Below are 15480 nucleotides of genomic sequence, written 5' to 3'. Positions count from 1 at the left end.
GCATATTGCTTTTTTGAGAAGAAACCCGCCATTGATGTAAAGTTTATCAATGACGGGCAACTTACTATCTTTTAATTTTATATCGAACTCACGTTAAATTATATTAATTTGATAACATATGGAAATTCGAGAAATACTGTCTCATCTGAATATAGAACACCTGACCCCCATGCAGGAGGCTGCGTATGATGCGTTTGGCTCACGGGGCGACATGGTATTGCTTTCGCCCACCGGCTCGGGGAAGACATTGGCCTTTCTGCTGCCGTTGGTTCGTGCGTTGAGACCCTCTTGCGGACAGGTGCAGGCGGTGGTGTTGGTGCCCTCACGCGAACTGGCTCTACAGATAGAGACCGTGTTTAAGACTATGAATACTCCTTTTAAAGTCATGAGTTGCTATGGCGGTCGTCCGGCCATGGACGAACACCGCACCATGAAAGGCTTGCAACCTGATGTCATTATCGGCACACCTGGACGTATGAATGACCATCTGCGAAAACAGAATTTTGACGCTCGTACAGTCAGGCTGCTGGTGATAGACGAGTTCGACAAATGCTTGGAGCTGGGCTTTCAGGAAGAAATGGCAGAGGTTATCGGGCAACTGCCTTCTTTGAGGAAACGGGTATTACTTTCGGCTACCGATGCAGCCGAGATACCGCAGTTCGCCGGTGTGGGCAACGGGACAGAAGGTTTGCTGAAGTTGAATTTCCTGAATCCTGAAACAGATACTGTCCGCTTGAAACTTCAACGGGTGCTTTCTCCTGACAAGGACAAGTTGGAAACCCTTTTCCGTTTGCTCTGTATGCTGGAGGGGCGTTCAACTTTGGTGTTCGTCAACTATCGGGAGAGTGTGGAGCGGGTTGTTTCCTTTTTGCGGTCGCGTAAGTTTCCTTGTGAAGCTTTTCATGGCGGTATGGAGCAAGACGACCGCGAACGTGCGCTTTACAAGTTCCGCAACGGAAGTTGTCCCGTGCTGGTTTCTACCGATCTGGCTTCTCGCGGACTGGACATTCCCGGCATAGACCACGTGGTTCACTATCACTTGCCGGTAAATGAAGAGGCTTTTACCCATCGTAACGGGCGTACAGCCCGTTGGGATGCACGCGGGTCTTCTTATCTGTTGCTGCATGCCGGAGAACAGTTGCCTGATTATATTCCGGCAGATACTCCTTGGTTTGATATGCCGGAGCAGACACCCAAACCTCCTAAATCGGTTTGGTCCACTTTATATATAGGAAAAGGAAAGAAGGACAAACTCAACAAGGTGGACATCGTGGGTTTTCTATATAAGAAAGGTGGGCTTTCCCGCGAGGACGTGGGTCAGGTCGATGTGAAGGAACATTATGCCTTTGTGGCCGTTCGTCGCAGTAAAGTGCGCCAATTGCTCACTCTGGTGCAAGGTGAAAAGATAAAAGGCATCAAGACCTTGATTGAAGAAGCTAAATAAAATAGGTGTTTTTGCCAGAAAACAGATGTTTTTCTGTTAAAATGGTAGTTTATGACCTGTTTTATGTTGGATTATGGCGTGTTTTAGATGTCCTTTTGATAGAAATGATGTTGTGAAACATACCTTCCTATGTTGTGGAACAGGGTTCATTTGTCCTGCTCTTATAAATATGCGTTTTTTATGTCTGATACCTGTCGGATAGTAATTATTCAGAAGTTTGTACTTTCAATCTGTCTTTTTATTTCTTTATTGGAAGGTAAACATGACAATATGGTGTATATATCTTGTATAAACCAATAAAAAGATAGGAAAATACCGATATTGGGAGGATTTTTATAAGGAAAGGTTTGTTTTAAGGAAATAATTCCGTAATTTCGCAAAGTCGAAAGGCAAATTAGTGAACGAAATTGTATAACCAAAACAAACTTCAAATGAAAAAGCATAATTTCAATGCAGGACCTTCCATCCTTCCGCGTGAGGTGATTGAGGATACAGCGAAGGCTATTTTAGATTTCAATGGCTCCGGTCTCTCTCTGATGGAAATCAGCCATCGCGCCAAGGACTTCCAGCCCGTTGTGGACGAAGCAGTGGCCTTATTCAAGGAATTACTCAACATTCCCGAAGGATATTCGGTGCTGTTCTTGGGCGGAGGTGCCAGTCTGGAATTCTGCATGGTACCCTATAATTTCCTGGAGAAGAAAGCGGCTTACCTGAATACCGGTACATGGGCCAAGAAGGCCATGAAGGAAGCCAAGGCTTTCGGCGAGGTGGTTGAGGTAGCTTCTTCGGCCGACGCCAATTTCTCCTTCATTCCGAAAGACTATACCATTCCTGCCGATGTGGACTACTTCCACGTGACAACCAACAATACCATCTTCGGCACCGAACTCAAGAAAGACCTGGATGTAGACGTGCCGATGGTGGCCGACATGTCATCCGACATTTTCTCCCGTCCGGTAGATGTTTCCAAGTATATCTGTATCTACGGCGGCGCACAGAAGAACCTGGCTCCCGCGGGTGTTACGTTTGTCATTGTGAAGAACGATGCCCTGGGCAAGGTTTCCCGCCACATCCCCACGATGCTGAACTATCAGACCCATGTGGACGGAGGCTCCATGTTCAATACGCCTCCCGTCGTTCCCATCTATGCGGCTCTCTTGACCTTGCGTTGGATCAAGGCTCAGGGCGGCGTGAAGGAAATGGAACGCCGTGCCATTGAGAAAGCCGACATGCTGTACGCTGAAATCGACCGCAACAAGCTGTTTGTGGGAACAGCTGCCAAGGAAGACCGTTCGCGCATGAACATCTGTTTCGTAATGGCTCCCGAATACAAGGAACTGGAGGCCGACTTCCTGAAGTTTGCTACCGAAAAGGGAATGGTAGGCATCAAGGGACACCGTTCGGTAGGCGGTTTCCGTGCTTCGTGCTACAACGCCATGCCGAAAGAAAGCGTACAGGCTTTGATAGACTGCATGCAGGAATTCGAGAAACTTCATTAATCTGAAATAAATCAATTGTAGTTCACCACAGATTGCACGCTGATTACCACAGATACTCTTTTCGGATGATGGCTGTGATGACGGGTGTATTTTGTGGTGAATTCTTTTTCTAATATCATAAAGCTATGAAAGTATTAGTTGCAACAGACAAACCGTTTGCCAAAGTGGCTGTAGACGGTATTCGTAAGGAAATAGAAGCAGCAGGCTACGAATTGGCTCTGTTGGAAAAATATGGTGAGAAAGCCAAGTTACTGGATGCGGTAAAGGATGCCGATGCTATCATTATCCGCAGCGATATCATTGACGCAGAAGTATTGGATGCTGCCAAGCAGCTGAAGATTGTGGTACGTGCCGGTGCCGGTTACGACAATGTAGACTTGGAAGCTGCTACGGCTCACAACGTATGCGTGATGAATACGCCGGGGCAGAACTCGAATGCCGTTGCCGAACTGGCTTTCGGACTGATGGTGATGGCTGTACGCAATATGTACAACGGTACGTCAGGTACGGAGCTGAAAGGTAAGAAGCTGGGTATTCATGCCTATGGCAATGTGGGTCGCAACGTGGCACGCATCGCCAAGGGATTCGGTATGGAAATCTATGCTTACGACGCATTCTGCCCGAAAGAAGTTATCGAAAATGATGGCGTGAAAGCGGTTGGCTCGGCTGAGGAACTGTACGCTACATGCGACGTCGTTTCCTTGCATATCCCGGCTACTGCCGAAACAAAGAACTCTATCAATCATGCTTTGGTGGGCAAGATGCCGAAAGGCGGACTGCTGGTGAACACAGCCCGTAAGGAGGTTATCAACGAAGCCGAACTGATTCAGCTGATGGAAGAGCGTACCGACCTGAAGTACATGACCGACATCATGCCGACATCATGCCGGCTGCTCACGAAACGTTTGCTGCCAAGTTTGCAGGCCGCTATTTCTCTACACCCAAGAAGATGGGTGCACAGACCGCCGAAGCCAACATCAATGCAGGTATTGCTGCCGCCAAGCAGATTGTAGGCTTCCTGAAAGACGGTTGCGAGAAGTTCCGCGTCAACCGCTAATCTGATTTTGGCACACAGATAACACAGACGAGACAGATTGACACAGATTATTTTTATCAATTAAAAAAGGATTTTACATGTGGGTATCTGTTAAATCAGTGTCATCTGTGTGCCATTTTTGTCTGAACTCTAAATTGAACTCTAAAATCTGAAATCTTATCATGGCAACAATCAAACCATTCAAGGGACTCCGTCCCCCCAAAGAGCTGGTGGAAAAAGTAGCTTCCCGCCCTTACGACGTGTTGAACTCCGAAGAGGCGCGTGCCGAGGCCGAAGGCAATGAGATGTCTCTCTATCACATCATCAAGCCCGAGATAGACTTCCCCGTAGGCACCGACGAGCACAACCCGCGCGTCTATCAGAAAGCCGCCGAAAACTTCCAGATGTTTCAGGACAAGGGCTGGCTGGTGCAGGACGAGAAGGAGAATTACTACATCTATGCCCAGACCATGAATGGCAAGACGCAGTATGGCCTGGTGGTAGGTGCCTACGTGCCCGACTACATGAACGGTGTCATCAAGAAGCACGAGCTGACCCGCCGCGACAAGGAGGAAGACCGCATGAAGCATGTCCGTGTCAACAACGCCAACATCGAACCCGTGTTCTTCGCCTATCCCGACAACAAGACGCTCGACGCCCTCATTGCCCGTTATACCGCCCAGCCGCCTGTCTACGATTTCATTGCGCCCGGCGACGGATTCGGACACACGTTCTGGATTATCGACCGCCCCGAGGACATCGAAGCCATCACCCGTGAGTTTGCCAAAATGCCTGCGCTCTACATTGCCGACGGCCACCACCGCAGTGCCGCCGCCGCACTGGTGGGTGCCGAGAAGGCCAAGCAGAACCCCAACCATCGGGGCGACGAGGAGTACAACTACTTTATGGCCGTCTGCTTCCCCGCCAACCAGCTGACCATCATCGACTACAACCGCGTGGTGAAAGACCTCAACGGCCTGACGCCCGCACAGTTCCTGGAAGCGGTGGGAAAGAACTTCATCGTCGAGGAAAAGGGCACGGAGATTTACAAGCCCGCAGCCCTGCACAACTTCTCCCTCTACCTGGAAGGCAAATGGTACAGCCTGACGGCCAAGCCCGGTACGTATGACGACAACGACCCCATCGGCGTGCTGGATGTCACCATCTCTTCCAACCTTATTCTGGACGAGATACTCGGCATCAAGGACCTCCGTTCGGACAAGCGCATTGACTTCGTGGGCGGCATCCGCGGATTGGGCGAACTGAAGCGCCGTGTGGACAGCGGCGAGATGAAGGTGGCCCTGGCCCTCTATCCCGTCAGCATGAAGCAGCTGATGGACATTGCCGACACAGGCAACATCATGCCTCCCAAGACCACCTGGTTCGAGCCCAAACTGCGCTCGGGTCTCATCATCCATAAGCTGGAGTAAGGCGGACAACGTTTTCCTGAGAGACAGAAGGCACAAGCCGTGCGAACCCTTTTGCTGAAAGAGGGTTCGCGGGCCTTGTGCCTTTTGTCTGTTTTGTATTTAGCGGAAACAGGCCGGAATGATGCAGCTGTCGGACGGGATACCTGTCCCCTGCCCGGTGGACACTTGCATGGCATTTGCAGGACACTTGCCTGGCTCGCGGTGGACGCTTACACGGAGCACGGAGGATGCTTGCACGGCCTAAACGCTGATTTTCAGGGAAGATGAGAGCTACTAAACCGTCAGTTTATAGCGATTAAACTGTCAGTTTAAAGCAACTAAACTGTCAGTTTAGAGCGACTAAACCGGGAGTTTAAAGCGACTAAACCGGGAGTTTATTTTCGGCAAACGGAAATAAACTGCTTTCTCGCTGTAAACCTGATACTTGCGTCTTTGCAGAAAACAAGCCCGCACGGTTCGTCACGAATGGTGCGGGCTTCAATTTGACTTCACAATATTGGTTCAAGTTCCGGATTGCCGAATTGAAAAAACGACGAAGTCAAACTTGTGGGAGTTTAAGACGCAGGAAGAAGAAGTTACATCATTAACCATTACCTAAAGTATCGGCTTCACTCCTTAACTTTCCCACTCCTTAACCACCCGACCAGAATCATGAAGAGAGTAGATTGAGATATTGTGTTCGTTCGTTTTTATTGGTCGGTGCCTCCTCCCAGGGCATGGTAGAGATTGATGACTCCCTGTATCTCGCTGTAACGGTCGGATGCCAGGGTCAGCCGGGCCGAGAGGAGCGACTGGCGGGCGGTGAGCACTTGCAGGTAGTTCACCGTGCCGTGCTCCATCAGCAGGCGTGTGTCCGATACGGTGGTTTCCAGGTGCCTCACCTGTTCTTTGTCCAGGCGGATTTGTTCGCGTGCCGTCTTCCATTGGATGAGGGCGTTGTTCACCTCCTGTCCGGCGTCGAGGAGCGACTGCCTGAAGGCCAGCAGGGCTTCTTCCTGCTGCGCCTTGGCTATCTTCAGGTTGGCGATGTTCTGTCCGCGGTTGAAGAGTGGCTGCACCAGCGAGCCGACGGCCTGCAGGAGCCAGGCGCCGGGATTGGTGATGGCCGCTCCGCCGCTGTTGGTCCACCCGGCGCTTCCGCTCAGCGTGATGCCGGGGTAGAAGGCCGAACGGGCGGAGTTGGTGGCATAGAAGGCCTGCATCAGCGCGGCCTCAGCCTGCCGTACGTCAGGGCGGCGGGACAGGAGCTCGACAGGCACTCCTACGGACATGTGGGCGGGGAACTGCTGTCTGTCCTGCGCGCTGCGTTCGATGTGCCGGGGCACTTCGCCGATGAAGGCGCAGAGGGCGTTCTCCTGTTCGGCCACCTGCCTCTGGAGTGAGAGGAGCGACGATTCGGCGCTGAGGCGCGAGGCTTCGGCCTGGCTCAGGGTGGCGCGGTCGGCCTCGCCGGCCTTCATCAGGGCATGGAGTGCCTTGACGTACTCGCACCAGCTCTCGGCAGTCTGTGTAGTGACCTTCACTTGTTCGTCGAGCATCAGCAGAGTGTAGTAGCTGTCGGCCACGGTGGCTATCACCTGCGTCTGCATGGCTTGCCGGTAGGCTTCGCTTTCGAGCAGGGCGGCGCGGGCTCCGCGCTTGGCGTTGGTCAGCCGTCCGAACAGGTCAACCTCCCACGAGGCGGAACCACCCAGCGTATAGGTTTTCTGCGCCTTGCTTCCGTCGAAGCTGGAGAGAGCGCCTTGCGGGTCGAGTTGCAGGGAAGGCAGATAGGCCAGCTTGGACGACGTCAGGGTGGTTTGTGCCTCCTTGACGCGCAGGGCAGCAGTCTGCAGGTCGGTGTTGCTGGTCAGTGCCCGGCGTATGAGCGACTGGAGGCAGGGGTCGGTGAACAGTTCTTCCCATCTGAGCGAGGCGATGGACGAACTGGTGTCGGGGGCGGCTTCGGGGCGGTAGGGGCTGTCTGTCTCTGCCCGGCCCAGGTCGGGCCGCTCGTATTGGTTGTATATGCCGCAACCGGTTGTCAGCAGGGACAGGGCGGCTATCCATATCTTTTTCATAATTCTACTTTCTGTTAGGGTTTTGTTAATGTCAATCCTCCTCGTGTTTGCGGGCAGGCATCAGCCGCTCCTGCAATGTCTGGAAGACGATGAACAGTGTGGGCACCACGAAAAGCAGGGCCAGGGTGCCTATCAGCATACCGCCTACCGTACCTACACCCAACGAGATGTTTCCGTTTGCTCCGGCACCCGAGGCAACGACCAGCGGGAACAGGCCGATAATCATCGTGAGGGCGGTCATCAGGATGGGGCGCAGGCGGACGCCGGCCGCCGAAACGGCTGCCTGGGCAATGCTCATGCCCTGACGGCGACGGGCCGAGGCGTACTCCGTCAGCAGGATGGCTGTCTTGGCCAACAGACCAATCAGCATGATGAGACCCGTCTGCATGTAGATGTTGTTCTCCAGTCCCCACATCTTGGCAAAGAGGAAGCTGCCCATCAGTCCGAACGGCACACTGAGCATGACGGCCAGCGGCACGAAGAGACTTTCATAGAGGGCGCAGAGGATGAGGTAGACAAAGACGATGCAGATGGCGAAGATGATGACCGTGTTGCTGGAGCTTCCGGCCTCTTCACGCGTGATGCCGCCGAATTCGTAGCCGTAGCCCACGGGCAGTGTCTGTTTGGCCACTTCGGCAATGGCCGCAATGGCTTCGCCCGTGCTGTATCCGTCGGCCGGAAGTCCGTTCACCTGGATGGAGCTGTAGAGGTTGAAGCGGGTGAGCGTCTCGGTGCCATACACCTTGGTCAGGGTGACGAACTGGCCGATGGGTGCCATCTCGCCCGACGAGGTGCGCACGAACATGTTGTTCAGCGCGTCCTTGTCCAGGCGATAGGTCTGGTCGGCCTGCACCATGACGCGGTAGAGCTTGGAGAAGCGGTTGAAGTTGGACGAATAGTTACCGCCGATGAAGCCCGAGAGGACGTTGAGCACGTCGGTGGTCGTCACGCCTGCACGCTGGCAGCGGGCGGCGTCCACTTCGACGGTGTATTGCGGGAACTTCGTGTCGAACGAGATATAGGCCATCTGTATTTCGGGCCGCCGGTTCAGGGCGGCGATGAAGTCCGTGGTGTATTTCTGCAACGTGTTGATGTCGCCTCCCGCACGGTCCTGTACGTATAGCTCGAAGCCGCTGCCCATGCCGTAGCCCATGATGGTGGGCTGGGCAAAGACGAAGAGCTTGGCCGACTTGATGTTGGCCGTGCGGCGGTATATCTCGTTGATGACGGCGTTGATGTGGTCTTCGTTTCCTGTACGTTCGTCCCACGGTTTCAGCCTGATGATGAGCATGCCGCCCGAAGGAGCTTGTCCGCCCATCATGCTGTAGCCGCTGACGTTGGAGTAGCCGGCTATCTGCGGGATATCCTTGATGCACTTCTCCACCTCGGCCATGGCCTTGACCGTCTGCGACAGGCTGCTGCCCGGAGGGGTGGTGACGTTCATGAAGATGGAGCCCATGTCCTCGTCGGGCACCAGACCGGTCTTGGTGGTCCTCATCAGCACCACAAGCAGGGCGATGCTGGCTACCAGAGCCGTACCAACCACCCATTTGCGGCGGAAGAACCACTTCACTCCGCCTTTATAGCGAAGGACAAGGCGGTTGAACGAGGCTTCGAAAGCCTTGTGAAAGCGGGACGAAAAGCTCAGCTTCTGACCGGTGGCTGCGTCGATGTGGGGTGTCATGATGAGCGCGCACAGGGCAGGACTCAGGGTCAGGGCATTGATGGCCGAGATGCCTACGGCCACAGCCATGGTCAGACCGAACTGCATATAGAAGATGCCGCTCGTGCCGCCCATGAACGAGGAAGGGATGAACACAGCCATGAACACCAGCGACGTGGTGACGATGGCGGCGGCGATGCCGTCCATGGCTCCGGTTGTGGCTTTATAGGGCGAGCGGACCCCTTCGTCGAACTTGGCCTGCACCGCCTCGACCACCACAATGGCATCGTCCACCACCGTACCGATGACCAGCACAAGGGCGAACAGCGTCAGCAGGTTGAGGCTGAAGCCCGCTATGTAGAGGAAGGCGAATGTACCCACCAGCGACACGATGATGGACACCGCGGGGATGATGGTGGAGCGTACGCTCTGCAAGAATACGTAAACAACGAGGATAACGAGGATGATGGCCTCAATCAGTGTCTTCACCACCTCGTGGATGGAGGCGTCCAGGAAGTCCTTGGTACTCATCAGGTCTGTCAGTACCAGTCCCTTGGGCAGGTCTTTGGAGATTTCGGCGGTCAGCTTGTCTATCTCTGTGATGATTTCATTGGCGTTGGAGCCTGCGGTTTGTGAAACCATGCAGGTAGCACCCGGATGGCCGTTTATCTCACTGTTATAGGAATAGGTCTGTGCTCCCAGCTCCACCCGGGCAATGTCCTTCAGGCGGAGCACTTCGCCGTTGGCAAGCGACTTGATGACGATGTTGCCGAACTCCTCAGACGTCTCGTAGCGGCCGCGGTATTTCAGCGTATATTGGTAGGTATTCTCCGAATCTTCACCCAAGGTTCCGGTAGAGGCTTCCACGTTCTGGTCGCCCAGGGCGCTGATGACGTCGTTGGGCACCAACGAATACTGGGCCATGATTTGCGGATTGAGCCAGATGCGCATGGCATAGTCGCCACCCATCACGTTGACGTTGCCCACACCGGTGATACGCGACAGGCGCGGCTCAATGTTGATTTTGAAATAGTTGTTGATGAAGGTCTGGTCGTAGCTGTCGTCGGGGCTGTAGAGGGCCAGGATTTTCAGCATGCTGTTCTGCCTTTTCTCCACCGTGACACCGATTTTAGTGACCTCGGCAGGCAGCAGGCCTTCGGCTTCGGACACACGGTTCTTGGTGTTGATGGTGGCCATGTCGGGGTCGGTGCCCTGCTTGAAGTATACCGTGATGCTGCCCGAACCGTTGTTGGTGGCGGTAGAGGTCATGTAGGTCATGTTCTCCACGCCGTTGATGGCTTCCTCCAGTGGGACGATGACGCTCTTCTGTACGGTTTCGGCATTGGCACCCGTGTAGCTGGTGGACACCATGACGGTGGGCGGCGCGATGTCGGGATATTGTTCCATGGGCAGATTGAACAGGCTGATGAGTCCCAGCATCAGTATCAGCACCGAGATGACGCACGCCAGGATGGGGCGGTCGATGAATGTTCTGAGTTTCATAACATAATCCTCCTCTCTGGTTTAGTTGGCCGGTGTGATGTCGGGTGCCGGTGTACTTACTGCGGTTCCTTCCTGTACCAGTCCGGCGCCTTCGGCAATGATGGTGTCGCCTTCTTTCAGGCCTTCTTCCACGATGTACTCCTTTCCGTCGTTCACGGGGAATACCGTCACTTGGGTGGAAGTGGCCTTGCCGTCCACAACCTTATATACAAATATCTTGTCCTGTATTTCGTAGGTGGCTTCCTGCGGTACGATGAGCACGTCCTCCTTTATATAAGGAAAGACCACCGTGCCGCTTCCTCCGTTGCGGAGCATACGTTCGGGATTGGGGAAGGTGGCCCTCAGGCTGACGGCTCCCGTGCCGGTGTCGATGGTTCCGCTGATGGCGTCAATGCGTCCCTTGTGGGCATACATCAGGCCGTCGCTCAACTTCAGTTCCACTTCAGGCATCTGCTTCAGGGCTTCGTCCAGTGTCTTGTATTGGCGTACCAGCGACAGCACCTGGCTTTCGGTCATGGAAAAGTAGACGTACATCTCCTCGTCGTCGGACACGGTGGTGAGCGGCGTGGAGATGGAGGCATCGACCAGTGCGCCGACACGGTAGGGCAACATGCCCGACACGCCGTCTACAGGACTCTTCACCTCGGTGTACGACAAGTTGTTGCGGGCGTTCACCTCCTCGGCTTTGGCCTGTGCCAGGGCGGCTTCGGCCTGGAGCAGGTTGTTGCGGGCGGTTTGCAGGTCGAAGGCGGACACAACGTGTTCGTTGAACAGTTGTTCCTTGCTTTCGGCAGTCAGATGGGCCGTGGCGACGGACGCTTCGGCATTACGTACGTTGGCGACGGCCGTTTCCAGTGCGGCTTTGTAGGGCACCTGGTCTATGACGACCAGCGTCTGCCCTTTCTTCACCTGGGCACCTTCGCCGATACATACCTGAGTGATGGTGCCGCTCACCTGCGGTCGTATCTCCACACTCTGCCGCCCGTTGACGACGGCTGTATAGGTTTGGCTCAGGGTGCGTGTTCCGCGTGTCACTTCCATTGTCTTGTAGCTCCCTCCGTTTGTGTTCTGCGGAGCATTCTTGCAAGCGGTGGCAAGCAGGAGGCATAGGCTCCATACGCTTGCCTGTACAAACATTCTTTTCATTCTTAACTTAAATATTTTTGGTCGCAAAGTTATCGGCAATGCCGGGGCTTCTTTTGGTTTCGTTTCACTTCAAATTGGTTCGGATTCGCATGTTATTACTTTTTTGCTTTATAATTTTTAATAAGTAAAAAAACGCTTCGGGAGGTCATGGTTTTCTTCTAATTTTATCGGCAAAAGGCAGGAATTCTTGAAGAAGGCGTTAGAAGAGAGAGAAAAGTAGGTGTTTCTCATCAAATAATAGAACAGAATATGGCAAGTTTGAAGGACTATGCTCTCGACTGGTTAGGGGCGGAAACGGTAAGGAATGGAAAAATAGAATGGGCCTTTTGTGAAGACGAAGTGATGATGGTGAAGCTGTCGGGGTCATGTCTGACTCTGGGACAAAAGGTTCCTGATAAAGACCATCACGTCAGCATGCTGGTTACCGGAGGGGAACTGCACCTGACACTCAACGGTGACCGTCTGGGCTTTTTTGCCCCAGCCTATATTGATTTTATGCCTTCCAATCAATGGGGAAACGTGGTGGCGGAAGGAAATCTGGAAAGCTATCTGCTCGTGGTGAAAAGAATCTTCTTTTGGGAGGTGATTGGCGACTTGCGCTCCAAGATTTCAGAGAAAATGATGGCCTTTTCCAAAAGTCCTTTTGTGGTGTTGAATAAGGACGAGATGGCCGGGATGCAGAAGCTTTCAGCCGTCTTGTTCGGCCTGATGGGCACAGGAGGAGAGAATGGAATCTTCCGGCGCGAACAGGTGAAGAGCGTTCTGCGCGCCTGTCAGTGTGAATTGTGGAACATGATTTTCCGCCAGGAAAATTCGTCGGACATGGAGCAGATGTCTTACCATTGGGGAGAGATTGTTTCCGGTTTCCTTTATCTGGCCCACACCTACTGCCGCGAACACCACGAAGTGGGGTGGTACTGTAAACAGTTGGGAGTCTCCTCCAATGCGTTGAACGCCTCCCTGAAAAGGCGCTATGAGAAAACGGCACGAAACATCATTGATGATTTGTTGTTGGCCGAAGCTCAGGTCGCCTTGCGCAATCCCGAATACAGCGTGCAGAACGTGTCCGACCTCTTGTGCTTCAGCGACCAGTCCTCTTTCGGTAAGTCCTTCAAACGTTGCTGCGGGGTTTCTCCGGTTCTTTTCCGTCGCAGACTGGAAAAGGAAGAGCCCGAAGAGGACTTATAAATGGAATGGGGTGGAAAATAGAAAAGGCTCTTTTACTCATCTGTTTTTTTCGTACATTTGTGAGCAGAAAGCGACTCGGGTAGGAATAGAAAAAATCGGTGTTCTATCTTCCAAGAAGTCAAGGAGTAAAAACGAAAGCTATTTTATGAGAACAGACAAATGGGATACAGGGAGAGGCACGCAGACAGAAACTGCGCAGATTGAATCGAATCCGGAACTGGAATTGGCCTGGCAACTGGTGGAATATACCGGCGTCAATGTCTTTCTGACCGGCAAGGCCGGGAGCGGAAAGACCACTTTCCTGCGCAGCCTTCGCGAACGTTCCACCAAGCGCATGGTTGTACTGGCCCCGACGGGTGTGGCGGCCATGAACGCCGGCGGTGTCACCATCCACTCCTTCTTCCAGTTGCCTTTTGCCCCCTTCGTGCCCGAGTCACACTTTGGCGGGGATGCCAGGTATCAGTATCGGTTCGGCAAGGAGAAGGTCAGCCTGATACGCAGCATCGACCTGCTGGTGATTGACGAAATCAGTATGGTACGTGCCGACCTGCTCGATGCCGTGGACGATGTGCTGCGCCGCTACCGCGACCATAACAAGCCTTTCGGCGGTGTGCAGTTGCTGATGATTGGTGATTTGCAGCAGCTTTCGCCGGTGGTCAAGGAGCAGGACCAGCAGTTGCTGTCGCCCTATTACGACCACTTCTATTTCTTCGGCAGCCGCGCGCTTGCCCTTGCCGGTTATGTGACGGTGGAGCTGCTCAAGGTCTATCGGCAGAGCAATGCGGAGTTTCTGGACCTCTTGAACAGCATCCGCGACAATCGGGTGGACGCATCGGTGCTGGAGCGCCTCAACCGTCGTTACCTGCCGGAACTGGCATCCGGCCAGCCCCGCGGATATATCCATCTCACCACTCATAATCAGAAAGCCAATGACCTGAACACGGCCCGCCTGGCTCAACTGCCCGGCGAAAGCCATGTGTTCCGTGCCGAGATGGAGGGCGACTTTCCCGTTTACATGTATCCTACCGAGGAAGAACTGGAATTGAAGGCGGGTGCGCAGGTCATGTTTGTCAAGAATGACATTTCCGGCCAGCACCGCTACTACAACGGCATGTTGGGACGGGTGGCCGCCTTCCGGGCCGGCGGAGTGGTGGAGGTGGAGGCCGAAACAGGACAGACGGTTGCCCTGGAGCGGGAGGAGTGGGCCAACTGCAAGTACTCGCTCGACCCGGATACGAAGGAAATCACCGAGACCGTTCTGGGCACTTTCAGGCAATATCCCCTCCGGCTGGCATGGGCCATCACCATCCACAAGAGCCAGGGTCTGACGTTCGACAAGGCCATCATCGATGTCCGCCAGGCTTTTGCTCCCGGCCAGGCCTACGTGGCTCTCAGCCGTTGCCGCAGTCTGGAGGGATTGGTGCTGAGTGCTCCAGTCGGGGCTTCGTCGGTCATTTCCGATGCGGTGGTGACCGAGTTCGTCCGTCACATCCCCGACCAGATTCCCGACGCCTCCCGCATCTCCGCCCTCCGGCGTGCTTACTTTGAGGACCAGGTGGCCGGACTTTTCGGCTTCACCCGCCTGTCGCGTCTCTTCCAGGTCTATCTCCGTCTGGTGGACGAACATCTGTACCGCCTCTATCCTCAGTGGCTGGGCGTGTTGAAGGCTCAGGCCGGCGGTCCGGTCAAGGAGTTGGACGAGGTGGGCCGCAAGTTTGTGGAGCAATGTCGTCGGCTGGTTGCCGCCAGCGCCGACTATACCCGCGACGACTATTTGCAGCAACGTTTCCATGCGGCAGCCGTCTATCTGCGCAAACCGGTCTCCGTATTGCTGACTTTGATTGAAGACCATCCGCTGACCACCGACAACAAGGTCATCAAGAAACGGGCGGAAGCGGCCACAACCGATTTGCTGATGGAACTTCGGATGAAAGACGGGCTGCTGGCATGGGCGGAGGAACATGCTTTCATCGTGGCCGACTACCTGGCCCGCAAGAACCTTCTTACCATTGAACTGTCCGAACAGCCCAAGACCGGGCGGAAGAAAGTTGCCAAAGAAAAGAAGGCCGAAGTCCCGCAGGACATTCTGCATCCCGAATTGTTCGAGATCCGAACTGGGACTGCCTGCCTACACCGTCCTTCAGCAGAAAGCCTTACTGGGAATCACCAACCTGCTGCCCGATTCGTCCGACCTGCTTCTCACCATTCCATATTTGGGCAAGAAAGGGGTCGAGAAATATGGCGAAGAACTGTTGGCCCTGGTGCATGACTACTGTCAGAGAAACGCCTGAATTTGTTATGGTTTACTTAATTTTCTAAAGTTTCTGAAGTAATAAAGTACTGAGTCCACTTTAAAAAGTGCCATTTCCGTCTTAGAGAATAATATAGATATCATTCTGTCATCCTGAACGTAGTGAAGGATCTCTTTCGGAAGCTATGTGATAACAGATCCTTCACTGCGTTCAGGATGACAGAGCAAAGTGATAGCAACGATAAAGAGACTCAGGGAAA

Annotated in this window: 7 protein-coding genes and 2 pseudogenes; 6 read left to right on the top strand and 3 right to left on the bottom strand. The window is 53.8% G+C overall.

What is annotated here, in order from left to right:
- Nucleotides 1–118: 118 nt before the first annotated feature.
- From Q1Y74_RS11135 to Q1Y74_RS11120, 4 genes and pseudogenes are all read left to right on the top strand, one after another.
- On the top strand, nt 119–1444 hold the full coding sequence (locus tag Q1Y74_RS11135; RefSeq protein ID WP_300814403.1) for a DEAD/DEAH box helicase: 1326 nt from the start codon (nt 119–121) through the stop codon (nt 1442–1444).
- 431 nt (nt 1445–1875) lie between these two features.
- The gene (gene serC / locus Q1Y74_RS11130) at nt 1876–2943 is read left to right on the top strand and encodes a 3-phosphoserine/phosphohydroxythreonine transaminase (RefSeq protein WP_300814402.1); all 1068 of its coding nucleotides are present in this window, start codon (nt 1876–1878) and stop codon (nt 2941–2943) included.
- 125 nt (nt 2944–3068) lie between these two features.
- Nucleotides 3069–4000: pseudogene (locus Q1Y74_RS11125) on the top strand (NAD(P)-dependent oxidoreductase).
- Nucleotides 4001–4161: 161 nt separating this feature from the next.
- Nucleotides 4162–5409 (top strand): DUF1015 domain-containing protein, encoded by a 1248-nt coding sequence (locus Q1Y74_RS11120; protein ID WP_300814401.1) that lies wholly within the window; start codon nt 4162–4164, stop codon nt 5407–5409.
- 689 nt (nt 5410–6098) lie between these two features.
- Here Q1Y74_RS11120 and Q1Y74_RS11115 read toward each other — a convergent pair.
- From Q1Y74_RS11115 to Q1Y74_RS11105, 3 genes are read right to left on the bottom strand one after another with little or no spacing between them, the layout of a single operon-like run.
- The gene (locus tag Q1Y74_RS11115; protein WP_300814400.1) at nt 6099–7469 is read right to left on the bottom strand and encodes an efflux transporter outer membrane subunit; all 1371 of its coding nucleotides are present in this window, start codon (nt 7467–7469) and stop codon (nt 6099–6101) included.
- A gap of 31 nt (nt 7470–7500) precedes the next feature.
- Nucleotides 7501–10635: an efflux RND transporter permease subunit gene (locus Q1Y74_RS11110; protein WP_300814399.1), complete on the bottom strand. Its 3135-nt coding sequence runs from the start codon at nt 10633–10635 to the stop codon at nt 7501–7503.
- Between the two features lie 21 nt (nt 10636–10656).
- A complete protein-coding gene (locus Q1Y74_RS11105; protein WP_300814398.1) occupies nt 10657–11781 on the bottom strand; it encodes an efflux RND transporter periplasmic adaptor subunit in 1125 nt (374 codons plus the stop codon).
- A gap of 249 nt (nt 11782–12030) precedes the next feature.
- Between Q1Y74_RS11105 and Q1Y74_RS11100 the strand changes: the two genes are divergently transcribed.
- Nucleotides 12031–12969 carry an AraC family transcriptional regulator gene (locus Q1Y74_RS11100; RefSeq protein WP_300814397.1) on the top strand — a complete coding sequence of 313 codons (939 nt, stop codon included), beginning with the start codon at nt 12031–12033 and terminating at the stop codon, nt 12967–12969.
- Between the two features lie 199 nt (nt 12970–13168).
- Nucleotides 13169–15260, top strand: a pseudogene (locus Q1Y74_RS11095) (AAA family ATPase).
- The last annotated feature ends 220 nt before the right edge of the window (nt 15261–15480 follow it).

It is taken from the genome of uncultured Bacteroides sp. (assembly GCF_949298305.1).
Lineage (GTDB): Bacteria > Bacteroidota > Bacteroidia > Bacteroidales > Bacteroidaceae > Bacteroides.
Note: the sequence above shows the minus strand (reverse complement) of the source record. Positions and strands in the feature narration are given on the sequence as shown.